Raw genomic sequence first — 17,355 nt, 5'->3', positions numbered from 1 at the left:
GTTTCGTCGACATAGACCTTATGTCTACTTAAAACGCCCAACGGGCAACGTCAGATTAAAAAAAAACGGCACCCAAAGGATGCCGTTTTATGTAAACACAGTGTTCGATCAGGTCGCTTGCTGAATCAGCATGTTGCGAATTTTACCGATGGCCTTGGTCGGATTCAGGCCTTTCGGACAAACGCTCACGCAGTTCATGATACCGTGGCAGCGGAACACACTGAACGGATCGTCAAGATCAGCCAGCCGCTCATTAGTTGCCGTATCTCGGCTATCCGCCAAGAAGCGGTAAGCCTGCAACAGGCCGGACGGACCGATAAATTTGTCCGGATTCCACCAGAAGGACGGGCATGAAGTTGAACAGCATGCACAGAGAATACACTCGTACAGACCATCCAGCTCAGCACGCTCCTCCGGAGACTGCAAACGCTCAATCGCAGGCGCCGGCGTATCATTGATCAGGAACGGCTTGATCTTTTCATACTGCTTGTAGAACTGAGTCATATCGATGACCAGGTCACGAATCACCGGCAGACCCGGCAGCGGACGCAGCACCAGCTTGTCGTTTTCAACCACTGCAGAGAGCGGCGTAATACAAGCAAGACCGTTTTTGCCATTCATGTTCATGCCATCGGAGCCACACACCCCTTCACGACAGGAACGACGATAAGCCAACGTCGGATCTTTCTCTTTCAGGAGCTGAAGCAAGTCCAGCACCATGATGTCCTTGCCACCCGGGATGTCGATATGAACATCCTGCATGTAAGGCGCATCATCAATCTCAGGATTGTAACGATATACACTTACCAGCATCGTACCAGCCCCTTAATAAGTTCGTACTTTCGGCGGGAACGGATCCATTGTCTTCGGCGCAAAGTTAACTGCGCGCTTGCCAATGGCCTTGGTCTGCGGGAAGAATACGGAGTGGCACAGCCAGTTCTCGTCATCACGCTCGGTAAAGTCGTTGCGCGCATGCGCACCACGCGATTCCTTGCGCTCTTCCGCTGCAATAGCAGTTGCTTCTGCCACTTCCATCAGGTTTTCAAGCTCCAGCGCCTCAATACGCGACGTATTGAATGCCTGACTCTTGTCTTCCAAATGTACGTTGGCAACACTTTCACGGATCTCTTTCAACAGACCCAGACCCTTCTGCATGCTTTCGCCATCGCGGAACACGCCGAAGTACAACTGCATGGTGTCTTGCAGCTTCTTGCGAACATCAGCAACCTTTTCACCACCAGTACTGTTGTTCAAGCGATTCAGGCGCGACATGGCCGCTTCGATGTCAGCATCAGTTGCATCCGGCACCTCATAACCTTCGCGCATCTGCTGTTCGATCTGCATACCCGCCGCACGACCGAATACCACCAGATCAAGCAGAGAGTTACCGCCCAGACGGTTTGCACCGTGAACAGAAACACACGCCGCTTCACCGCAGGCAAACAGACCATTGATGATCTTATCTTCACCACTCTCCTGATCAGGAGAGATCGCCTGACCACCGATATTGGTTGCAACACCACCCATCATATAGTGGCAAGTCGGCACGACCGGAATCGGTTCTTTAACAGGATCGCTGGCAGCAAAAGTCTTGGACAGCTCACAGATACCCGGCAGACGAGAGTGCAGCACTTCCTCACCCAAGTGATCCAGCTTCAGGTATACGTGATCGCCGTTTTCACCACAACCACGACCTTCCAGGATTTCCAGAATCATGGAACGCGCAACAACGTCACGACCCGCAAGATCCTTGGCGTTAGGCGCATAACGCTCCATAAAACGCTCACCGTCCTTATTGACCAGGTAGCCGCCTTCACCACGACAACCTTCGGTCACCAGCACGCCCGCACCAGCAATACCGGTCGGGTGGAACTGCCACATCTCCATATCCTGAACAGCCACACCGGCACGCATCGCCATACCAATACCATCACCGGTATTGATCAGGGCATTGGTCGTGGACGCGTAAATACGACCCGCACCACCGGTTGCCAGAACGGTTGCCTTGGATTTGATGTAGACAGTTTCGCCAGTTTCGATGCAGATGGCGATACAACCCACAACATCACCCTGGGAGTTTTTCACCAGATCAACGGCATACCACTCATTCAGGAAGGTTGTACCGGCCTTCATATTGGCCTGATACAGCGTATGCAGCAGTGCGTGACCGGTACGGTCAGCTGCCGCACAGGTACGAGCAGCCTGACCGCCCTCACCAAAATTCTTGGACTGGCCACCGAACGGACGCTGATAGATACGACCAATTTCGGTACGAGAGAACGGCAGACCCATATGATCCAGCTCGAATACGGCCTGAGGACCTACAGAGCACATGTACTCAATTGCGTCCTGGTCACCAATGTAATCAGACCCCTTAACGGTGTCATACATGTGCCAGCGCCAATCGTCATTCGGATCCGCACTTGCGATTGCACAGGTAATACCACCCTGAGCAGATACAGTGTGCGAACGAGTCGGGAATACTTTGGTGACACAGGCGGTATTCAGACCTGACTGTGCAAGCTGCAGCGCGGCGCGCATGCCTGCACCACCACCACCGACCACGATTGCGTCGAAAGTAAGCGTACGCAGTTTAGACATGTTTTAGATACCCCACAGAATCTGGATGCCCCACACGACGTAGATAAACGCCAGCAGGCCGCATACGGACTGGAACACAAAGCGAGCACCGGTCGGCTTGATATAGTCGGTAGATACAGACCACATACCGATCCAGGCGTGAGCCACCATGGACAACAGTGCCAGCAGGGTATAAATACGCATCACCGTACCGCTGAACAGCTCTTTCCACTGCTCATACCCCAAATCGGGATTCAGCAGAAGGTAGCCAATCATAAAGACGGTATACGTCAGTAGAACCAGCGCAGTAACACGCTGCATCATCCAATCGTACAAACCGCTACGACCGAAGCTTGTAATGCTAGTTACCATATCCAGACTCCTGCCAGCAGAATAGCGACAACCGCTACTACCAAGGTGACTTTGGCCGCCAGACGACCACCTTCCAATTCTTCACAGTGCCCCAGATCCATGATCAGGTGCTTGATACCCGCAAAGAAGTGGTACAGCAGCGCTGAAACCAGTCCCCATGCAATGAGTTTTGCCAGGAAAGATTCCTGGAGCATCTCAGCGGCTTCATTAAAGCCCGCCTGAGACTCCAACGACAAACTCAATACGTACATCATGAAGATGGCGCCAAAGAAGAGCGCGACACCCGATACACGGTGCAGAATTGAAGTAATCGCCGGAAGTGGCTGTTTTATGGTTCGCAGATCTAAATTTACAGGTCTTTTCTTGTTCACGGCTCTAGTTCACACTTTTCTGCCCAAATGCAGGACAAGAGGACAAGGTTGCTAGGAAGTGCTCAGAGAGTAGTACCTCGAGATGCCAGAACTGACACTAAACCAGTGGGCACGGTGCCAACTCAGGTGCGAGAGTATAGACAGATCACCACCAAAATACAATGCGACAACAGCGCCTTACGGCTTAAGTCTAGTGTTTGGCAGGCTCCGGTTTTATCAACATATTTAATATCGATACGCGCATTAAACTAATTATTTATTCCCTTGCAAGTATCAATTTTGCTAACACACAAAAGCATCCTGTGGCGCACCATTAAGCGAAAGGCTTAATTGACAATCCTGTTTCAAACTCTATAGTGTTCGGGTCCTTTTTCGGGCCATTTCCTATGACGCGGCGCATTGTAGTTTGCCGCAGCAATACAATCAGAATGATAGGAGCCTCTTAATGGCTGACAAGAAAGCACGTTTGACAGTCGATGGTCTGGACGAAGCGATCGAATTGCCGGTCTACACCGGCACTGAAGGTCCCGACGTCATAGATGTACGTCCGTTAACCGGCAAAGGCCTGTTCACTTATGATCCCGGCTTCGTATCCACAGCGGCCTGCGAGTCCAAGATCACCTATATCGATGGTGCCAATGGCATTCTGCTGCACCGTGGCTACCCGATTGAACAGTTGGCTGAAAAGTCAGACTATTTGGAAGTCTGCTACCTGCTGCTGAATGGCGAGCTGCCGACCGCAGATGAAAAGGCCAAATTCGTCGACACCATCTCCAACCACACCATGGTGCACGAACAGCTGAGCCAGTTCTTCAAGGGCTTCCGCCGTGACGCACACCCCATGGCCATCATGTGTGGCGTAGTAGGCGCCCTGTCCGCCTTCTATCACGACTCGCTCGACATCAACAACCCGCACCACCGCGAGGTTTGCGCATACCGCCTGATCGCAAAAATGCCGACACTTGCAGCCATGTGCTACAAGTACTCTATCGGCCAGCCGTTCATGTATCCGCAGAACAACCTCAGCTATGGTGAGAACTTCCTGCGTATGATGTTTGGCACCCCCTGCGCCGATTACGAAGTCAACCCGGTACTGGCCCGTGCCATGGACCGCATCTTCATTCTCCACGCAGACCACGAACAGAACGCCTCCACTTCTACGGTACGCCTGGCCGGCTCTTCCGGCGCCAACCCGTTCGCCTGTATCGCAGCCGGCATTGCCGCATTGTGGGGTCCGGCACACGGCGGCGCCAATGAAGCAGTGCTGACCATGCTGGATGAAATCGGCGATGAATCCAACATCCCCGAGTTCATTGAAAAAGCCAAAGATCCGAACGATCCGTTCCGACTGATGGGCTTTGGCCACCGCGTTTATCGCAACTTCGACCCACGCGCCAAAGTGATGAAGAAGACTTGCGACGAAGTTCTCGGCCTGCTGGGTATCGAAAACGATCCGCAGCTGCAGATTGCCAAACGCCTGGAACAGATCGCCCTGGAAGATGAATACTTCGTACAGCGCAAACTGTACCCGAACGTTGACTTCTACTCAGGCATCATTCTGAAGGCCATCGGAATTCCGACCAACATGTTCACCGTGATCTTCGCCCTGTCTCGCACAATCGGCTGGATCTCTCACTGGAACGAGTTCCATTCGAGCCCGAACAAAATCGGTCGCCCACGCCAGCTCTACACCGGCGAACAGAAGCGCGACTACCCCGCCTGATCGCCTCCACATCAAGCCCCGCCATTGCGGGGCTTTTTTTTGCGGGCAATTTAGGAATTACTCCTAGTGCGATAACCCGCGAACTCCTTTATAGTTATTCGTTGTGCAAGCGTTCAAAAGGAGTTGAACATGCCGTGCCAATGCCCTCTCTGTCAACAACTCATCCGAACAGGCCAGCGCCACCCCAGGCTTGAGACAATCAGCCATATCAGCAATAGCGAACTGCTCAAGTGCACCCTCTGTCACGCTTTCTATCTGCACGAACACGACCGCTGGGAACCGCTCTCCGACTATCGACAATCCTTTACGCACCCGACCGCCACTTATGAAAATCAATTAATGCAAAACTGAATTGTCATAATTTATTCATTATACACCCCTTCACAACACGTCTTATAACAACTAATGTATATACATAATATATACCATTAATTATTATAATTAAGGTGTTGGAATAAATGACTGAATGTCGTGATTGCCGTAATTTAATGGGCACATGCCTTTCCCCACACCAGGCGATGATTAAAATCAATCAGCATCGCTCCCACCCCATCTACCGCTGCAAAAACTGTGGCACTGAACTTGTGCGTCTGTATGAGCACTGGGAACCCAGCTTCCCGGGCTGGTTACCCCGCCTGGCGTAAATACTGCAGCACCTGATAAAAACTGATACGACGATCAGCATTTCACATTGATCCAGATTGGCTTAAACAGTTTTTGATTGGACAGCTCCACAAGGGATCGCAATAATCGCCCCATCCCGTCTGCAGTAATGGAGTAACCATGCCCCTAGACTCACGTTCCGACCTCCGACCGATACCGGCTCTCATTGCAATTGCCATCGGCATTACCATTTGGCTACTGCCGCAACCGGCTGCCGTCAACGATCAGGGCTGGCTTATGCTTGCCATGTTCATCGGCACCATCGCAGCCATTATTGGCAAAGCCATGCCTATTGGCGCCCTTTCCATTGTCGCTATCGCCATGGTCGCCACATCCGGTGTCACCAGCAGTCATCCCGGCACCGCTATCAAGGACGCTCTCAGCAGCTTCACCAGTCCTCTGATCTGGCTGATTGCCATCGCCATCATGATCTCCAGAGGTCTGATCAAAACAGGGCTGGGCGCACGCATCGGCTACTACTTCATTGCTCTGTTCGGCAAACGAACACTGGGTATAGGATATGCCCTGGCACTGTCCGAACTCACTCTGGCCCCTGTCACACCCAGCAACACGGCACGCGGCGGCGGCATCATTCATCCAATCATGCTGTCCATCGCCCGCAGCTTTAACTCCACTCCCGAAAACAACAATACCGGCAAAATCGGTAAATATCTGGCCCTTGTCAATTACCATGCAAACCCGATCACCTCGGCCATGTTCATCACAGCAACAGCCCCCAACCCACTAACCGTCAAGCTGATTGCTGATGCCACCGGAGCCGACATCAGCCTGAGCTGGACCACCTGGGCACTGGCCATGTTGCTACCAGGCCTGGTCGCTATCTTGCTCATGCCGCTGGTTCTGTATTACTTTTTCACACCCGAAATACGCAAAACAGACAATGCTGCCTGCTTCGCCCGCCAAAAACTGTCAGAGCTGGGCCAGATTACCCGCGGCGAAAAAATCATGCTGGGCGTATTCGTCATCCTGCTACTGCTATGGGCCGATATTCCCATGTGGCTGCTGGGCGATAGCTATCAGGTGAACGCCACTACGACCGCCTTTATCGGCCTGTCTATACTCCTTTTAACAGGCGTTCTAACCTGGCAGGATATTCTCAGCGAAAAAAGTGCCTGGGATACCCTGGTCTGGTTTGGCGCACTGGTTATGATGGCTTCCCAGCTGAACCACCTGGGTGTTATCACCTGGTTTTCCGACAGCATTCAAAGCGCCATCGCACAAGCAGGGCTCGGCTGGCAGAGCGCCAGCGCATTGCTGATCTTGATATTTCTCTACTCACACTACTTTTTTGCCAGCACAACGGCCCACATCACAGCCATGATGGGAGCCTTCCTGACTGTAGGGTTGGCACTGGGAGCACCCGCAATGCCATTCGTGCTCATGATGGCCGCAGCATCATCCATCATGATGACCCTGACCCATTACGCGACCGGGACATCACCCGTTATCTTCGGCTCCAACTATGTCACCTTGGGCGAGTGGTGGCGCGCCGGATTCATTATGAGCCTGGTCAACCTTCTCATCTGGACTCTTATCGGCGGTCTCTGGTGGAAAGCCCTGGGCTACTGGTAACCCAGAAACAGCTGGCGGCAGACTTTCTGACCGCCAGCCCCCTCAATTCACCCAACGCTGCCGATCACTGTCGACCACGGTCTGCCCAACCGGAGCCAGCGCGATCAGCGCCAGCTTAAGGTGCTGAATGCCGAAGGGAATGCCGATAATCGTCACAAAGCATGCCACCGCCGACATCAGATGACCTATGGCCAACCAGATACCCGCCAGTACAAACCAGATTACATTCCCCAGCATACCCAGCGCTCCCGTTCCTATATCATCTTCGCCCGTCAAAACCTTCCGATTTACCGGCTCTTTACCAAACGGAAAAAACGCAAAGGCCCCAATCACAAAACATGATTTTGCCCAGGGGATACCCACAATCGTCACCAGCGCCAGCACCCCAACCAGCCACCAGGCCAGCCCCATCACCACACCACCCATCAAAAACCAGAGGATATTACCCAATACACGCAGCATGATTATTCACTCCCAATAACAAAACAGCTCCAATTCCATGAAGCTGACAAAATACCACTTTTCCAGCCTCGACACCCGAAAACTGGATGCCTCCCAAACTCTGTAACACAATACAACCGCATTGACGTGGAGCCTCTCATGCAAATCCGAACACTCCTCGCCATACTGGCAATCACGACCGCAACATCTCTATATGCTGGCACACAGCAGATCAACACCGCCAACACTCACAATGCAGAAAACACCCGACAACACGAAAAGTTTCGCAGCGCAGTCCTGCACATACATGCATCCATCGGGCAGCAGTGGCGAATTCCACGAATGATAAATGGCAAGACAAGCGCAACTCTTCAATTACAGCTCAACCGGGACGGCTCTCTGCATACAGCAGCCATTTCGAAATCCAGCGGCAACCCGGCGTTTGATGACTCAATACTGAAAGCCACCCGTCACGCCACTCCCTTTGACATCGTCAAAAATATGGATGATACAACCTTCAAGCAGCACATGAAGATGATCAAAATCCAATTCCATACAGGCCATGTCAAATAGACCGCTTGCGGACAAATACATCAGACAAGCAAACTATCATGAGTTGAAGCGTGGTGGTTCAAGGAATATATGATGTGGTGGAGCCTAGCGGGATCGAACCGCTGACCTCGACACTGCCAGTGTCGCGCTCTCCCAGCTGAGCTAAGGCCCCACATTGGGTCAGACACAATGTCTGTAGAAATGGCGTCCCATAGGGGGTTCGAACCCCTGTTACCGCCGTGAAAGGGCGGTGTCCTAGGCCACTAGACGAATGGGACGCTGTGGTACATGACGATTTTGGTGGAGCCTAGCGGGATCGAACCGCTGACCTCAACACTGCCAGTGTTGCGCTCTCCCAGCTGAGCTAAGGCCCCTTCGTCACAGGACGGGGCGTATATTAATAGCCCCTCCCTGCTCTGTCAAACATTTTCTGCAGATTTCCTGCAAAAAATATTTAGACGAATCATGCGGTTAGCGCACGGTACTCTTTCTCGAGACGCTTGGTCTCTTTCTTTGACGGCACGCCTACCACGTCCAGTGCGTGACGCAAACGCGCGCGACTCATATCGGCACCCAGAATTGACATGGCATCCACAACAGAAACACTGTGCGCCGTTCCCGAAACCGCTACAAACAGCGGGAACAGGAAGTCACGAATCTTGATCTCCATACCATCCGCCAGCACCTTCAACTCGGCAAACAAGCTGTCCTTATCCCAATGACGCTGCTGGTCCATATGCCAGACACTGAACTGAAGAATGCGACGAACCTCATCCATGTCCAGTTTTTTGTGCTCAAAGTCCGCCTCATTAATGGACAACATGCCACTCAGGAAAAAACCTGCCAACGGGGCAACATCCGAAAACTTTTCCACTCGCGGCTGGATCAACGGCACGATCTTCATCAGATATTCGGGATTCAACGCCCATTTCTGAACTTGGGCCGCAAACTGCTCCGGCGACAATTCCTCACGAATCCAAAGGCCATTCAGCCAACTCAATTTTTCCTGATCAAAAACCGGCCCGCCCAAGGACACACGCTGTATATCGAAATTGGCGAACATGTCATCACGGTTAAACTTCTCACGCTCATCCGGCATGGACCAGCCCATGCGACCCAGATAGTTCAGCAATGCCTCCGGCAGATACCCCATACGCTGATAGTACAGAATGCTGGTCGGATTCTTGCGCTTGGAGAGCTTGGACTTGTCCGGGTTACGCAGCAGCGGCATATGACACAATTGCGGCATATCCCAGCCAAAGTACTGATACAGCAACTTATGCTTGGGTGCCGAGTTGATCCACTCTTCCCCTCGAATCACATGCGTGATCTTCATCAGATGATCGTCAACCACATTAGCCAAGTGATATGTCGGCATACCATCCGATTTCAACAAAATCTGGGCATCAACCTGCCCCCAATCCAGCTCAATCGGCCCGCGCAGCATGTCATCAATGACACACACGCCGTCTTCAGGCACCTTCATTCGTACGACATAAGGCATGCCATCCGCCATCCGCCGTTCGATCTCGGCTTGTGGCAACTCCAGATCACTTTGCTTCAGCGCTGTATGCTTACCCTCCAGACGACGGGTTTCACGCAGCTCATCCAGCTCCTCAGCCGTGCGGAAGCACAGGAACGCCGTACCCTCTTCCACCAAGCGCATGGCGAAATCCTTGTACATGTCCTTGCGCTCGCTCTGACGATAGGGGCCATACTCACCCCCGATATCCGGCCCTTCATCCCACTCAAGACCCAGCCAGCGCAACGAGTCCAGAATCGCCTGTTCCGACTCATCGGTACTACGGGTCTGATCAGTATCTTCGATACGCAGAATGAACTGCCCTCCGTGCTGACGAGCAAACGCGAGGTTGAACAATGCGATATAAGCGGTGCCGACATGCGGATCACCGGTAGGAGACGGCGCTACACGGGTACGAACAGTCATGATTTACTGTACTCGGTCCTGTTTGTGATTGGGTAAAAAGAAGTGATTATAGCCTGTGAGCGGGGGTGACGACCATGCCACCCCAATCCCGCTAACCGGCCAAAAAATTGTCATACAAAATACCACCCCAGATAAGGGCCGTAATAAACAACGAAAACAGTACCGCCGCCGACCCCAAATCCTTGGCCAAACCGGCAAGCGTATTGAACTCGGTTCCTGCACGATCGACCACCGCTTCAATGGCCGTATTCAACAGTTCCATGATCAAGACCAGCAACAGCGTACTGATCAACAGACCCAACTGCAGTCCTGACTGGGCAACCCATAACGCTGCCGGCAACATCGCCAGTGCCGCCCAGCTTTCATAACGAAAAGCAGGCTCATTACAATAGGCTGCACGAATCCCTTTAATCGAGTAACGTGTTGCATGGTAAAACCGGGCCAACCCGGTTGTTTTAGTCACTATCACACCCTTCCCTCACTTCACCCTTGACGACAGTCAAAACGCTCAATACCAGCCAAAACATTCCCACGCAATGGTGCCACACCCGGACTGAAGGCCATTATGCACATATATGCATCATTCGCCGCCTCGCATACTCGTTTCAGGCGCTCGCCGATTATAACAAACTGACCACCCTCTTAAGCTGATCGCATATCAGCATTAAGATTTAATGACGCTTCGTTTGTGGATCAATTATCCTTTTACTACAATGCGTGCCGTTATCATCTTGCTAAATGTACATACTATGAGCCTGTTCATCATAGAAACAGGCCGACTTGGAGTTATCTTTATGAAATCGCTGCACAAGACCCCGCTGGCCCTGGCCATCGCCGCCAGCACCCTGGCAACCGCACCTGCTGCATTTGCAGCCGACGAGCCCAGTCTGAATATCAACCTGCGCACATTGTACTTTAACCGCGATTTTCACAACGGTGCCGAAGACCGCGTCGCAGCTTCTCAGGCGATCCGTGTTGATTACGTATCTCCCTACTACAACAACCTGATCGGTTTTGATGCCTCTGTATTCGGCGCGTTGAAGCTGGATGGCCGCAAGGCTGACGAACAGATCGGCATGCTGAAAGCCGATGGCAGCCATACCGACAGCTATGCCAAGCTGGGTCAGGCGTTTGTAAAAGTAAAACTGGGTGACAGCGCCATGCTCCGCGCAGGCCGCATGGTATTGGCAACCCCGCTGTTGCAAGATGATGATTCACGCTCCACACCCAGCTCGACCCAAGCTGTAAAACTGGATGCCAACCTTGGCGGAGCCGATCTGTACGCCCTTTACAGTGACCGCGCTGTCAGCATGTCAGGCACCAAGTTCAACAAATACTCTGCCAACGGTGAAGACTACGACCTGTACCTGCTGGGCGGCGGTTACACTTTCGCAAACGGCATGAGCGTCCACCTGGCTCATGGTGTGGCCGACGACTACATGCGTCAAACCTATGTAAACGCCGCCTACCCGATCAAGCTTGCCAATGGTGACAGCCTGCTGATCGACGCACACTACTACGATGGCTCCGACGATGGGGCCCTGTACGGCAGCGACTACGACTCCAGCCTGTTCAACCTTGCCGGCCGCTACACTACCGGTGACCTGGCTCTGACCTTGTCCTACCAGAAAGTGGGTGGCGATGATGGCTATGATTACAGCTGGGACGGCTTCAAGAACGACAACAACGTCCTGATGACCTGGAACTCCGTACAGGTACTGGACTTCAATAACGCCGACGAAGAATCCGTACAGGTTCGTGCCGACTACAGCGTATCTGCCGTTCCCGGACTGAGCCTGATGGCTCGCCACACCGAAGGCTGGGACATCGACGGCGCGCTGGATGATGATCTGAAAGAAAGCGAAACCGACCTGGAAGCACAGTACGTATTCCAGGCCGGCTCACTCGAAGGCCTTGCACTGCGCGCCCGCATCGCTCACATTGAAAGCGAAGCCGGCCAGGATATCGACGAAATTCGCCTGATCGCCAACTACGGTTTCGACGTCCTTTGATTGGACAATAGCGGTAATCACAGAACGGGTCCGGACGGGCCCGTTTTCGTCAGAGCAAGGGCATGTTACTGCGAACACTGACTCGCTGTAGATGCTAAATACCTTGTTCCTGTTACCCTCTGCCAAAGCGCTTGAATTGCATTTCTCTAAGCCGACTTAGCGTTCTGCGAAACGCAAAGCTCAAATGACCGTCAGGGTACAGTTCATCCATGGCCACCTCGGCTTCAATCCAAAGCGGCACACCACGGTCGTAACATTCGTCCACCAAAGCGATAAAACGTCGGACACCATTATCCTTGGCTGTCAGTTTCGGCAGTCTTCGATCACCGGCTGCCACCAGCTGAACAGCATCTTCAGTGCCTCTGGCAATATCGGCCACATGCTGCTGACAGGTCAGTACCGGCACATCGGACAAGAGTACATGAGCAAAGCGATCACAGAGTTCAATGTATTCAGCTGCCGCCAGAGGTGCTTCACACAACTGATCGTAGGTACACCAGATTTGATGTTCATCGTGCCAAAGACTATCGACCGGTCGATTGTTGAGTTCCAGGCGCCCCCTGCCAATGCGGCCTTTATTTTGTGTGCGAAACACGTCCTTCAAGGCTGAAGGCTGCTCTTCACGGAGCCAGTAGCGCTGACAACTGATACCTGGATGCAACCGATGGTCCTGCTCCCCATCCAGAGCAAACACCGTCATCCGTGTCTGAATCGCGTCAATGGCAGGCTGCAGCCGCTCGCGGTTGTGTCCCTCTGAATACAACTGCTCAGGCGGCTGATTGGACGTCAATACCAACACAACCCCCTGATCGAACAGGCGCTGTACCAGCCCCCCTAAAACAACGGCATCTCCGATATCGTTAACAAAAAACTCATCCAGACACAGCACCTTGACCTCTGCAGCCAATTCTTGTGCCACTACAGTCAACGGGTCCGGCGTTCCGTTCAGACGAAACAATCGCTGGTGGATGTCACGCATAAAATGGTGATAATGCTGGCGACGAGACGCGCAGCTCAAATCCGACTGAAACAGATCCATCAGCCAGGTTTTGCCGCGACCCACTCGCCCCCACATATAAAGCCCGGACACATCTGCCGCCTGCACCTGCAACCGCTCAAAACAGTCCTGTAACAAACCAACCGCATGGGCCTGTGCCGGATCACTGACGAAACCATCCTGTAGCGCCTGCCGATAGCGTAAGACCGGGCTGCTCTGAACCATCACTGTTGCCTCTTGTCCTGCTCCAGATGCCGCTCAATGCGCTCGAGCTGTTCACTCATCAACGCCATCCGCTCACGCATCCAATGTACTTCTGCCGCCTCACCCTGCCCCGACTCCAACTGTTCAGCAGCGCTTTCCTTTTGCATGACATCCAACACGATGCCGATCATCATATTCAGAAACACGAAGGCGGTCAGGAAAATGAAGGTCAGGTAAAACACCCAGCTGTAGGGATAGACTTCCATGGTGTCATACATCACGTCGGTCCAGTCTTCAAAGGTCGCCACGCGAAACAGTGTCAGCATTGAAATACTGATATTGCCCCACAATACAGGATCGATGCCGTTAAACATGAAGCTGCCAATAGCGGCATAAATATAAAAGATGATAAACATCAGCAGCGCCACATATCCCATGCGCGGAATCGATTTCACCAGTGCCGCCAACAAAATACGTAACTCAGGAATCATCGATACCAATCGCAACACCCTGAATACGCGCAACAACCGCGCAACCAGTACCATCTCGGAATCGTTGATCGGGACCAGACTGGCCACCACGATTATAAAATCGAAGATATTCCAGCCATTACGGAAAAAATTGAGAAACCGTTTTTCGGCCGCCATGCGCACCAGAATTTCGAACAGGAAAAACAGCGTAACCGCCGTATCCATCCACACCAGCCACTGGTCAAACCGGGAAGCTTCCTCATAGGTTTTGGCGCCAATCAGTAATGCCGAAGCAATGATCACGCCAATAACAAACGATTCAAATATTGTGTTGGCTCGCAAGCGCTCCAACCCGTCTTGCAGGCCATGCCAGTAAAGCTTCATGACAACGGTGTCTCCACAGCAGAATCAGTAATGAGGATATTTTGCGGCGGATTATATACGACGGGGGCTTATCAGCCCCAATGTTCTTCTTCATCGCTGAGATCAAAACGAACGTCGTGACCATCCGCTCCCAGCTGCCAGACTTCTTCCGGTTCGCCATCTGCCGAAAAGCGTACCAGCCCGATCCCCGCATTATTGACCAGACGACACCCGTCCGCCGCATCCTGTGGACGTCGTGGCGAGACCCGCATCAAGCGGCGACGGGTAAACCAGTTCAAGGGAGAAGCCGGTGCATACAACCAGCGGTTGAGACGATCGAAAATCTTCAGCAGCCGATGCGGGAATTCGTTTTTCAGACCACTGCTGGTGATCTGCCAGATTTTGGGTCCACCCTTGCGAAACCTGATTTCGATATCGTACACAAACGAATAATGTACATCGCCCGACAGAATCACAAAATGCTCCGGAGTGCGGGTATGGCGGAAAATATTGAGTATTACATTGGCTGCACCGGGATGCGCCATCCAGTTTTCCGCATCGACCATCAAAGGCTGACCACATGCGGTGAACATTTTCTGAATCGCCTCGATCAGCTTGACCCCAAAAATGGGGGCCGGCGACACCAGAATCACGGCCTTTCGATCCAGTAATTGCTGCTGCAGTTCCGTCAACGCCTCCCAGTCCATTAGCCCTGACGGGCTTGCCAGGTTCCGCTCGGCACGCCAACGGCGAGTACGCGTATCCAGCACCAACACGCCGGGGTCCACTGGAATCAGATAATCCCAGCGCTGGAAAGCGAAGAGTTCGCTGATCAGCTGATGATGATCGTTTTCCTCCCCGGTTCGCAGCCAGCACTCGATATATTCGCCCAAATGTTTGCGGATTTTGTGCGGATCATTACCACCCCCCTGGCACAACAAATAACCGATCATGGCATTGCCGATGATCTGACGTGAAAAGGGATGCCCATAGGCCGACATTTCCCAGGCCGCTGACAGGTTCCAGTCATCCGTCACATCATGGTCATCAAAAATCATATAGGTCGCCAGGTGAGCCATAACCCGCCGCGCCTGACCCAATTGTGCCTTGAAGCACAAAATGGCATCCAGCTCTTTGGTATACAAAGCCGCATGTCGTTCAGGCAGAGCCGGCGGCGTCAGTTCCAATCCCTGCCAGGACAGAGGTGACCAGACAAGACAATAGCTCGCCATGACCTCAGCAAAGGTAATCAGGTGATTATGGGCCGAGTCGCTGGTAAAAATGGGCTTGCGCACCCCCGCGAAAAAACGTTCCTTAACGTTTTGGCTCAATTGATCCTTGGGCAGTAGCTGTTCTCGTTGATAATAACAATGCGGGCTGCGGCGCAGCTCGGCACCGCTGGATACAGATCCACCTTCCAGGCGCTCATCCCACAACCCCAATCGGTCACCCAGTTGATGTGCCGCATGTAAAAACGGGCCGGCCACATCATCGGCATAGAGCTGATCGCCACTGAGCATCAGCACGGCTGGCCAGTCATCCGGAGATGACAGATGTTCTTCAACCCAGACATCGGCACGCGCCAGGCCATCCCGGGAAGGATGATGCGGCTTGCGGCAGGAGCCGTGCAGCATTGATTTCAGCTGAGCTTGCAACACAAATCCGGGCAAGGTCTCGCCGGGGTAGAGCAGATCGCTCCCCCACTCGCTGATTGAACACCAGGTCTGCTCACCTTCCGTCCGTATGCGCAAGTCATAGTCAATCCGTACACCGACTGGCAGGGCCTGATCAGGCTGTATCTGCAACAGGTTAATCCAGGCCCGCTCACCAATCTGCAGTGTCCAGCACTCGTCAGTGGTCAGCGGTCGGTCCAGATAGGACACCTCCGCTGCCTGCAGCTGCAATGCAAAACGCAGAGGTTGGGTCGTCACACACCAGAGCGCTATGGCCTCAGGGGTCATGCGACGCAGAATGGGGCCCACCAGGACGGGGGGCAAGGAGTTCGTCGGGGATGTAGCGATCGGTGTCAACATTGCCAAAAAGTGACCGGATGGCAAGCACCCGGCCCTTGTCTCGAAAGTGAATGGGGTATCAGTGCAGAGGGTCTTCGTATTTTTTACGAATCGCCATTAAAGCAGGCTGAATATCCAGCGGGGCATAATTCATCGCCTGCTCGAACAGCTCTTTGTTTTCTTCCGATAACCGCTCCTCTTCGCTCATTGCCGACAGTTGGCGCATAGCTTCGATAAATTTGGGATGGGGTGTTGTCTGGCTCATGGAAGGCCCTCCTCGGTGGATGCAGATCGGAATTGCTCTGCTCGCTGCCTATTGTGCCTTCAGGCTGCAGCAAGAACCAGCCTCAGCATTCACTCGCTGTGTACAGCGGCATTCACGCGCCAAATCGATACAGATCAAACTAATAAAGAATTTCCTAATGCATTAATTGTTGCCTTCATGCGTCAGTGTTAGCGTAGACCTTATCCCGGTCGCAGCGCCGGAAACAGGATCTTTCCCATGCAAGGAGTTGCATTATGTCTGTTGACCCCAGAAACGTTATTCTCGCCCGTATCTCCACCGGTTTGTCTGATATGCTGGGCCGTATGGGCGCCCATGCCACCATGCGCGACATGGGTACCCACAGCAGTCTAGAGCTTTGGCCAGACTGGCCGCAGGACCTGGCAACCGAAGAGGCCTGCATCCTGCTCGGCGATGCCTTGAGCAGCATAGGAACCTTCGAACAGGTCACACTCGAACCCGAAGGCGAACACATCAAGATTCATATCAGGGGCTGTGAGTTCAATCATTTGGGCAAAGTCGAATCGGCCCCTGTCGGGCAGCGTTCAATCTGCTTCTTTGGTTTTGGACTCATAGAAAAATCACTGGAACGCCTGACCGGTCATCAATACCGCGTCGAGCTGCTGCATCATAAGGCAGCTGAAGATACATGCCACGAGATAGCACGTTTCCGGTAATCCGACCACGTCCTGTCGGGCGATAAAAAAGAGGGAATGACTTCCCTCAAGTCCGAGAGACCTTCCATGGAAGGTTTTGCAACAACGAAACACA

Annotated in this window: 16 protein-coding genes and 3 tRNA genes; 5 read left to right on the top strand and 14 right to left on the bottom strand. The window is 52.9% G+C overall.

The window, feature by feature from the left end:
* Positions 1–108: 108 nt before the first annotated feature.
* From H1S06_RS10280 to sdhC, 4 genes are read right to left on the bottom strand one after another with little or no spacing between them, the layout of a single operon-like run.
* On the bottom strand, positions 109–813 hold the full coding sequence (locus H1S06_RS10280; RefSeq protein ID WP_181739839.1) for a succinate dehydrogenase iron-sulfur subunit: 705 nt from the start codon (positions 811–813) through the stop codon (positions 109–111).
* A 12-nt stretch (positions 814–825) separates the two neighbouring features.
* Positions 826–2,601 carry a succinate dehydrogenase flavoprotein subunit gene (sdhA, locus tag H1S06_RS10275; protein WP_181739837.1) on the bottom strand — a complete coding sequence of 592 codons (1,776 nt, stop codon included), beginning with the start codon at positions 2,599–2,601 and terminating at the stop codon, positions 826–828.
* Positions 2,602–2,604: 3 nt separating this feature from the next.
* Complete coding sequence (sdhD, locus tag H1S06_RS10270) at positions 2,605–2,952, bottom strand: succinate dehydrogenase, hydrophobic membrane anchor protein (protein ID WP_181739836.1); 348 nt, start codon at positions 2,950–2,952, stop codon at positions 2,605–2,607.
* Positions 2,946–3,323, bottom strand: a complete 378-nt coding sequence (sdhC, locus tag H1S06_RS10265; RefSeq protein WP_181739834.1) for a succinate dehydrogenase, cytochrome b556 subunit — start codon at positions 3,321–3,323, stop codon at positions 2,946–2,948. Before sdhC ends, sdhD begins: the two co-directional genes overlap by 7 nt.
* A 445-nt stretch (positions 3,324–3,768) precedes the next feature.
* Here sdhC and gltA point away from each other — a divergent pair, with 445 nt between their 5' ends.
* Both gltA and H1S06_RS10255 read left to right on the top strand, forming a co-directional pair.
* Positions 3,769–5,046 (top strand): citrate synthase, encoded by a 1,278-nt coding sequence (gene gltA / locus H1S06_RS10260; RefSeq protein WP_181739832.1) that lies wholly within the window; start codon positions 3,769–3,771, stop codon positions 5,044–5,046.
* 783 nt (positions 5,047–5,829) lie between these two features.
* The gene (locus tag H1S06_RS10255) at positions 5,830–7,302 is read left to right on the top strand and encodes an anion permease (protein WP_181739830.1); all 1,473 of its coding nucleotides are present in this window, start codon (positions 5,830–5,832) and stop codon (positions 7,300–7,302) included.
* Between the two features lie 42 nt (positions 7,303–7,344).
* On the opposite strand, the gene H1S06_RS10250 is transcribed toward H1S06_RS10255, so the two are convergent.
* Entirely contained in the window at positions 7,345–7,764 is a 420-nt protein-coding gene (locus H1S06_RS10250; RefSeq protein ID WP_220183838.1) for a YccF domain-containing protein, read from the bottom strand.
* 138 nt (positions 7,765–7,902) lie between these two features.
* Between H1S06_RS10250 and H1S06_RS10245 the strand changes: the two genes are divergently transcribed.
* Positions 7,903–8,316, top strand: a complete 414-nt coding sequence (locus H1S06_RS10245) for a TonB family protein (protein WP_181739828.1) — start codon at positions 7,903–7,905, stop codon at positions 8,314–8,316.
* 75 nt (positions 8,317–8,391) lie between these two features.
* Here H1S06_RS10245 and H1S06_RS10240 read toward each other — a convergent pair.
* From H1S06_RS10240 to H1S06_RS10220, 5 genes are all read right to left on the bottom strand, one after another.
* A tRNA-Ala gene (locus H1S06_RS10240) sits at positions 8,392–8,467 on the bottom strand.
* 30 nt (positions 8,468–8,497) lie between these two features.
* Positions 8,498–8,573 (bottom strand) — tRNA-Glu (locus H1S06_RS10235).
* A gap of 20 nt (positions 8,574–8,593) precedes the next feature.
* A tRNA-Ala gene (locus H1S06_RS10230) sits at positions 8,594–8,669 on the bottom strand.
* An 89-nt stretch (positions 8,670–8,758) separates the two neighbouring features.
* Complete coding sequence (gltX, locus tag H1S06_RS10225) at positions 8,759–10,243, bottom strand: glutamate--tRNA ligase (protein ID WP_181739826.1); 1,485 nt, start codon at positions 10,241–10,243, stop codon at positions 8,759–8,761.
* 91 nt (positions 10,244–10,334) lie between these two features.
* Entirely contained in the window at positions 10,335–10,706 is a 372-nt protein-coding gene (locus tag H1S06_RS10220) for a diacylglycerol kinase (RefSeq protein WP_407658777.1), read from the bottom strand.
* A gap of 331 nt (positions 10,707–11,037) precedes the next feature.
* On the opposite strand from H1S06_RS10220, the gene H1S06_RS10215 reads away from it, so the two are divergent.
* Entirely contained in the window at positions 11,038–12,255 is a 1,218-nt protein-coding gene (locus tag H1S06_RS10215) for an OprD family outer membrane porin (RefSeq protein ID WP_181739822.1), read from the top strand.
* Between the two features lie 112 nt (positions 12,256–12,367).
* Here H1S06_RS10215 and zapE read toward each other — a convergent pair whose 3' ends face one another.
* The 4 genes from zapE to H1S06_RS10195 all read right to left on the bottom strand — a co-directional run bounded on the left by zapE (position 12,368) and on the right by H1S06_RS10195 (position 16,566).
* Positions 12,368–13,477 (bottom strand): cell division protein ZapE, encoded by a 1,110-nt coding sequence (zapE, locus tag H1S06_RS10210; protein ID WP_181739820.1) that lies wholly within the window; start codon positions 13,475–13,477, stop codon positions 12,368–12,370.
* Positions 13,477–14,310 carry an ion transporter gene (locus tag H1S06_RS10205; RefSeq protein WP_181739818.1) on the bottom strand — a complete coding sequence of 278 codons (834 nt, stop codon included), beginning with the start codon at positions 14,308–14,310 and terminating at the stop codon, positions 13,477–13,479. Before H1S06_RS10205 ends, zapE begins: the two co-directional genes overlap by 1 nt.
* Before the next feature lie 71 nt (positions 14,311–14,381).
* A complete protein-coding gene (locus H1S06_RS10200) occupies positions 14,382–16,322 on the bottom strand; it encodes a metallophosphoesterase family protein (protein WP_181739816.1) in 1,941 nt (646 codons plus the stop codon).
* Positions 16,323–16,380: 58 nt separating this feature from the next.
* Positions 16,381–16,566, bottom strand: coding sequence for a hypothetical protein (locus tag H1S06_RS10195; protein ID WP_181739814.1), 186 nt, complete (start codon positions 16,564–16,566; stop codon positions 16,381–16,383).
* Between the two features lie 254 nt (positions 16,567–16,820).
* Between H1S06_RS10195 and H1S06_RS10190 the strand changes: the two genes are divergently transcribed.
* Complete coding sequence (locus tag H1S06_RS10190; RefSeq protein ID WP_181739812.1) at positions 16,821–17,261, top strand: hypothetical protein; 441 nt, start codon at positions 16,821–16,823, stop codon at positions 17,259–17,261.
* Positions 17,262–17,355: the final 94 nt, after the last annotated feature.

The sequence above is a fragment of the Marinobacterium marinum genome (assembly GCF_013868415.1).
Lineage (GTDB): Bacteria > Pseudomonadota > Gammaproteobacteria > Pseudomonadales > Balneatricaceae > Marinobacterium > Marinobacterium marinum.
This window is presented reverse-complemented; position numbering and strand designations above follow the sequence as displayed.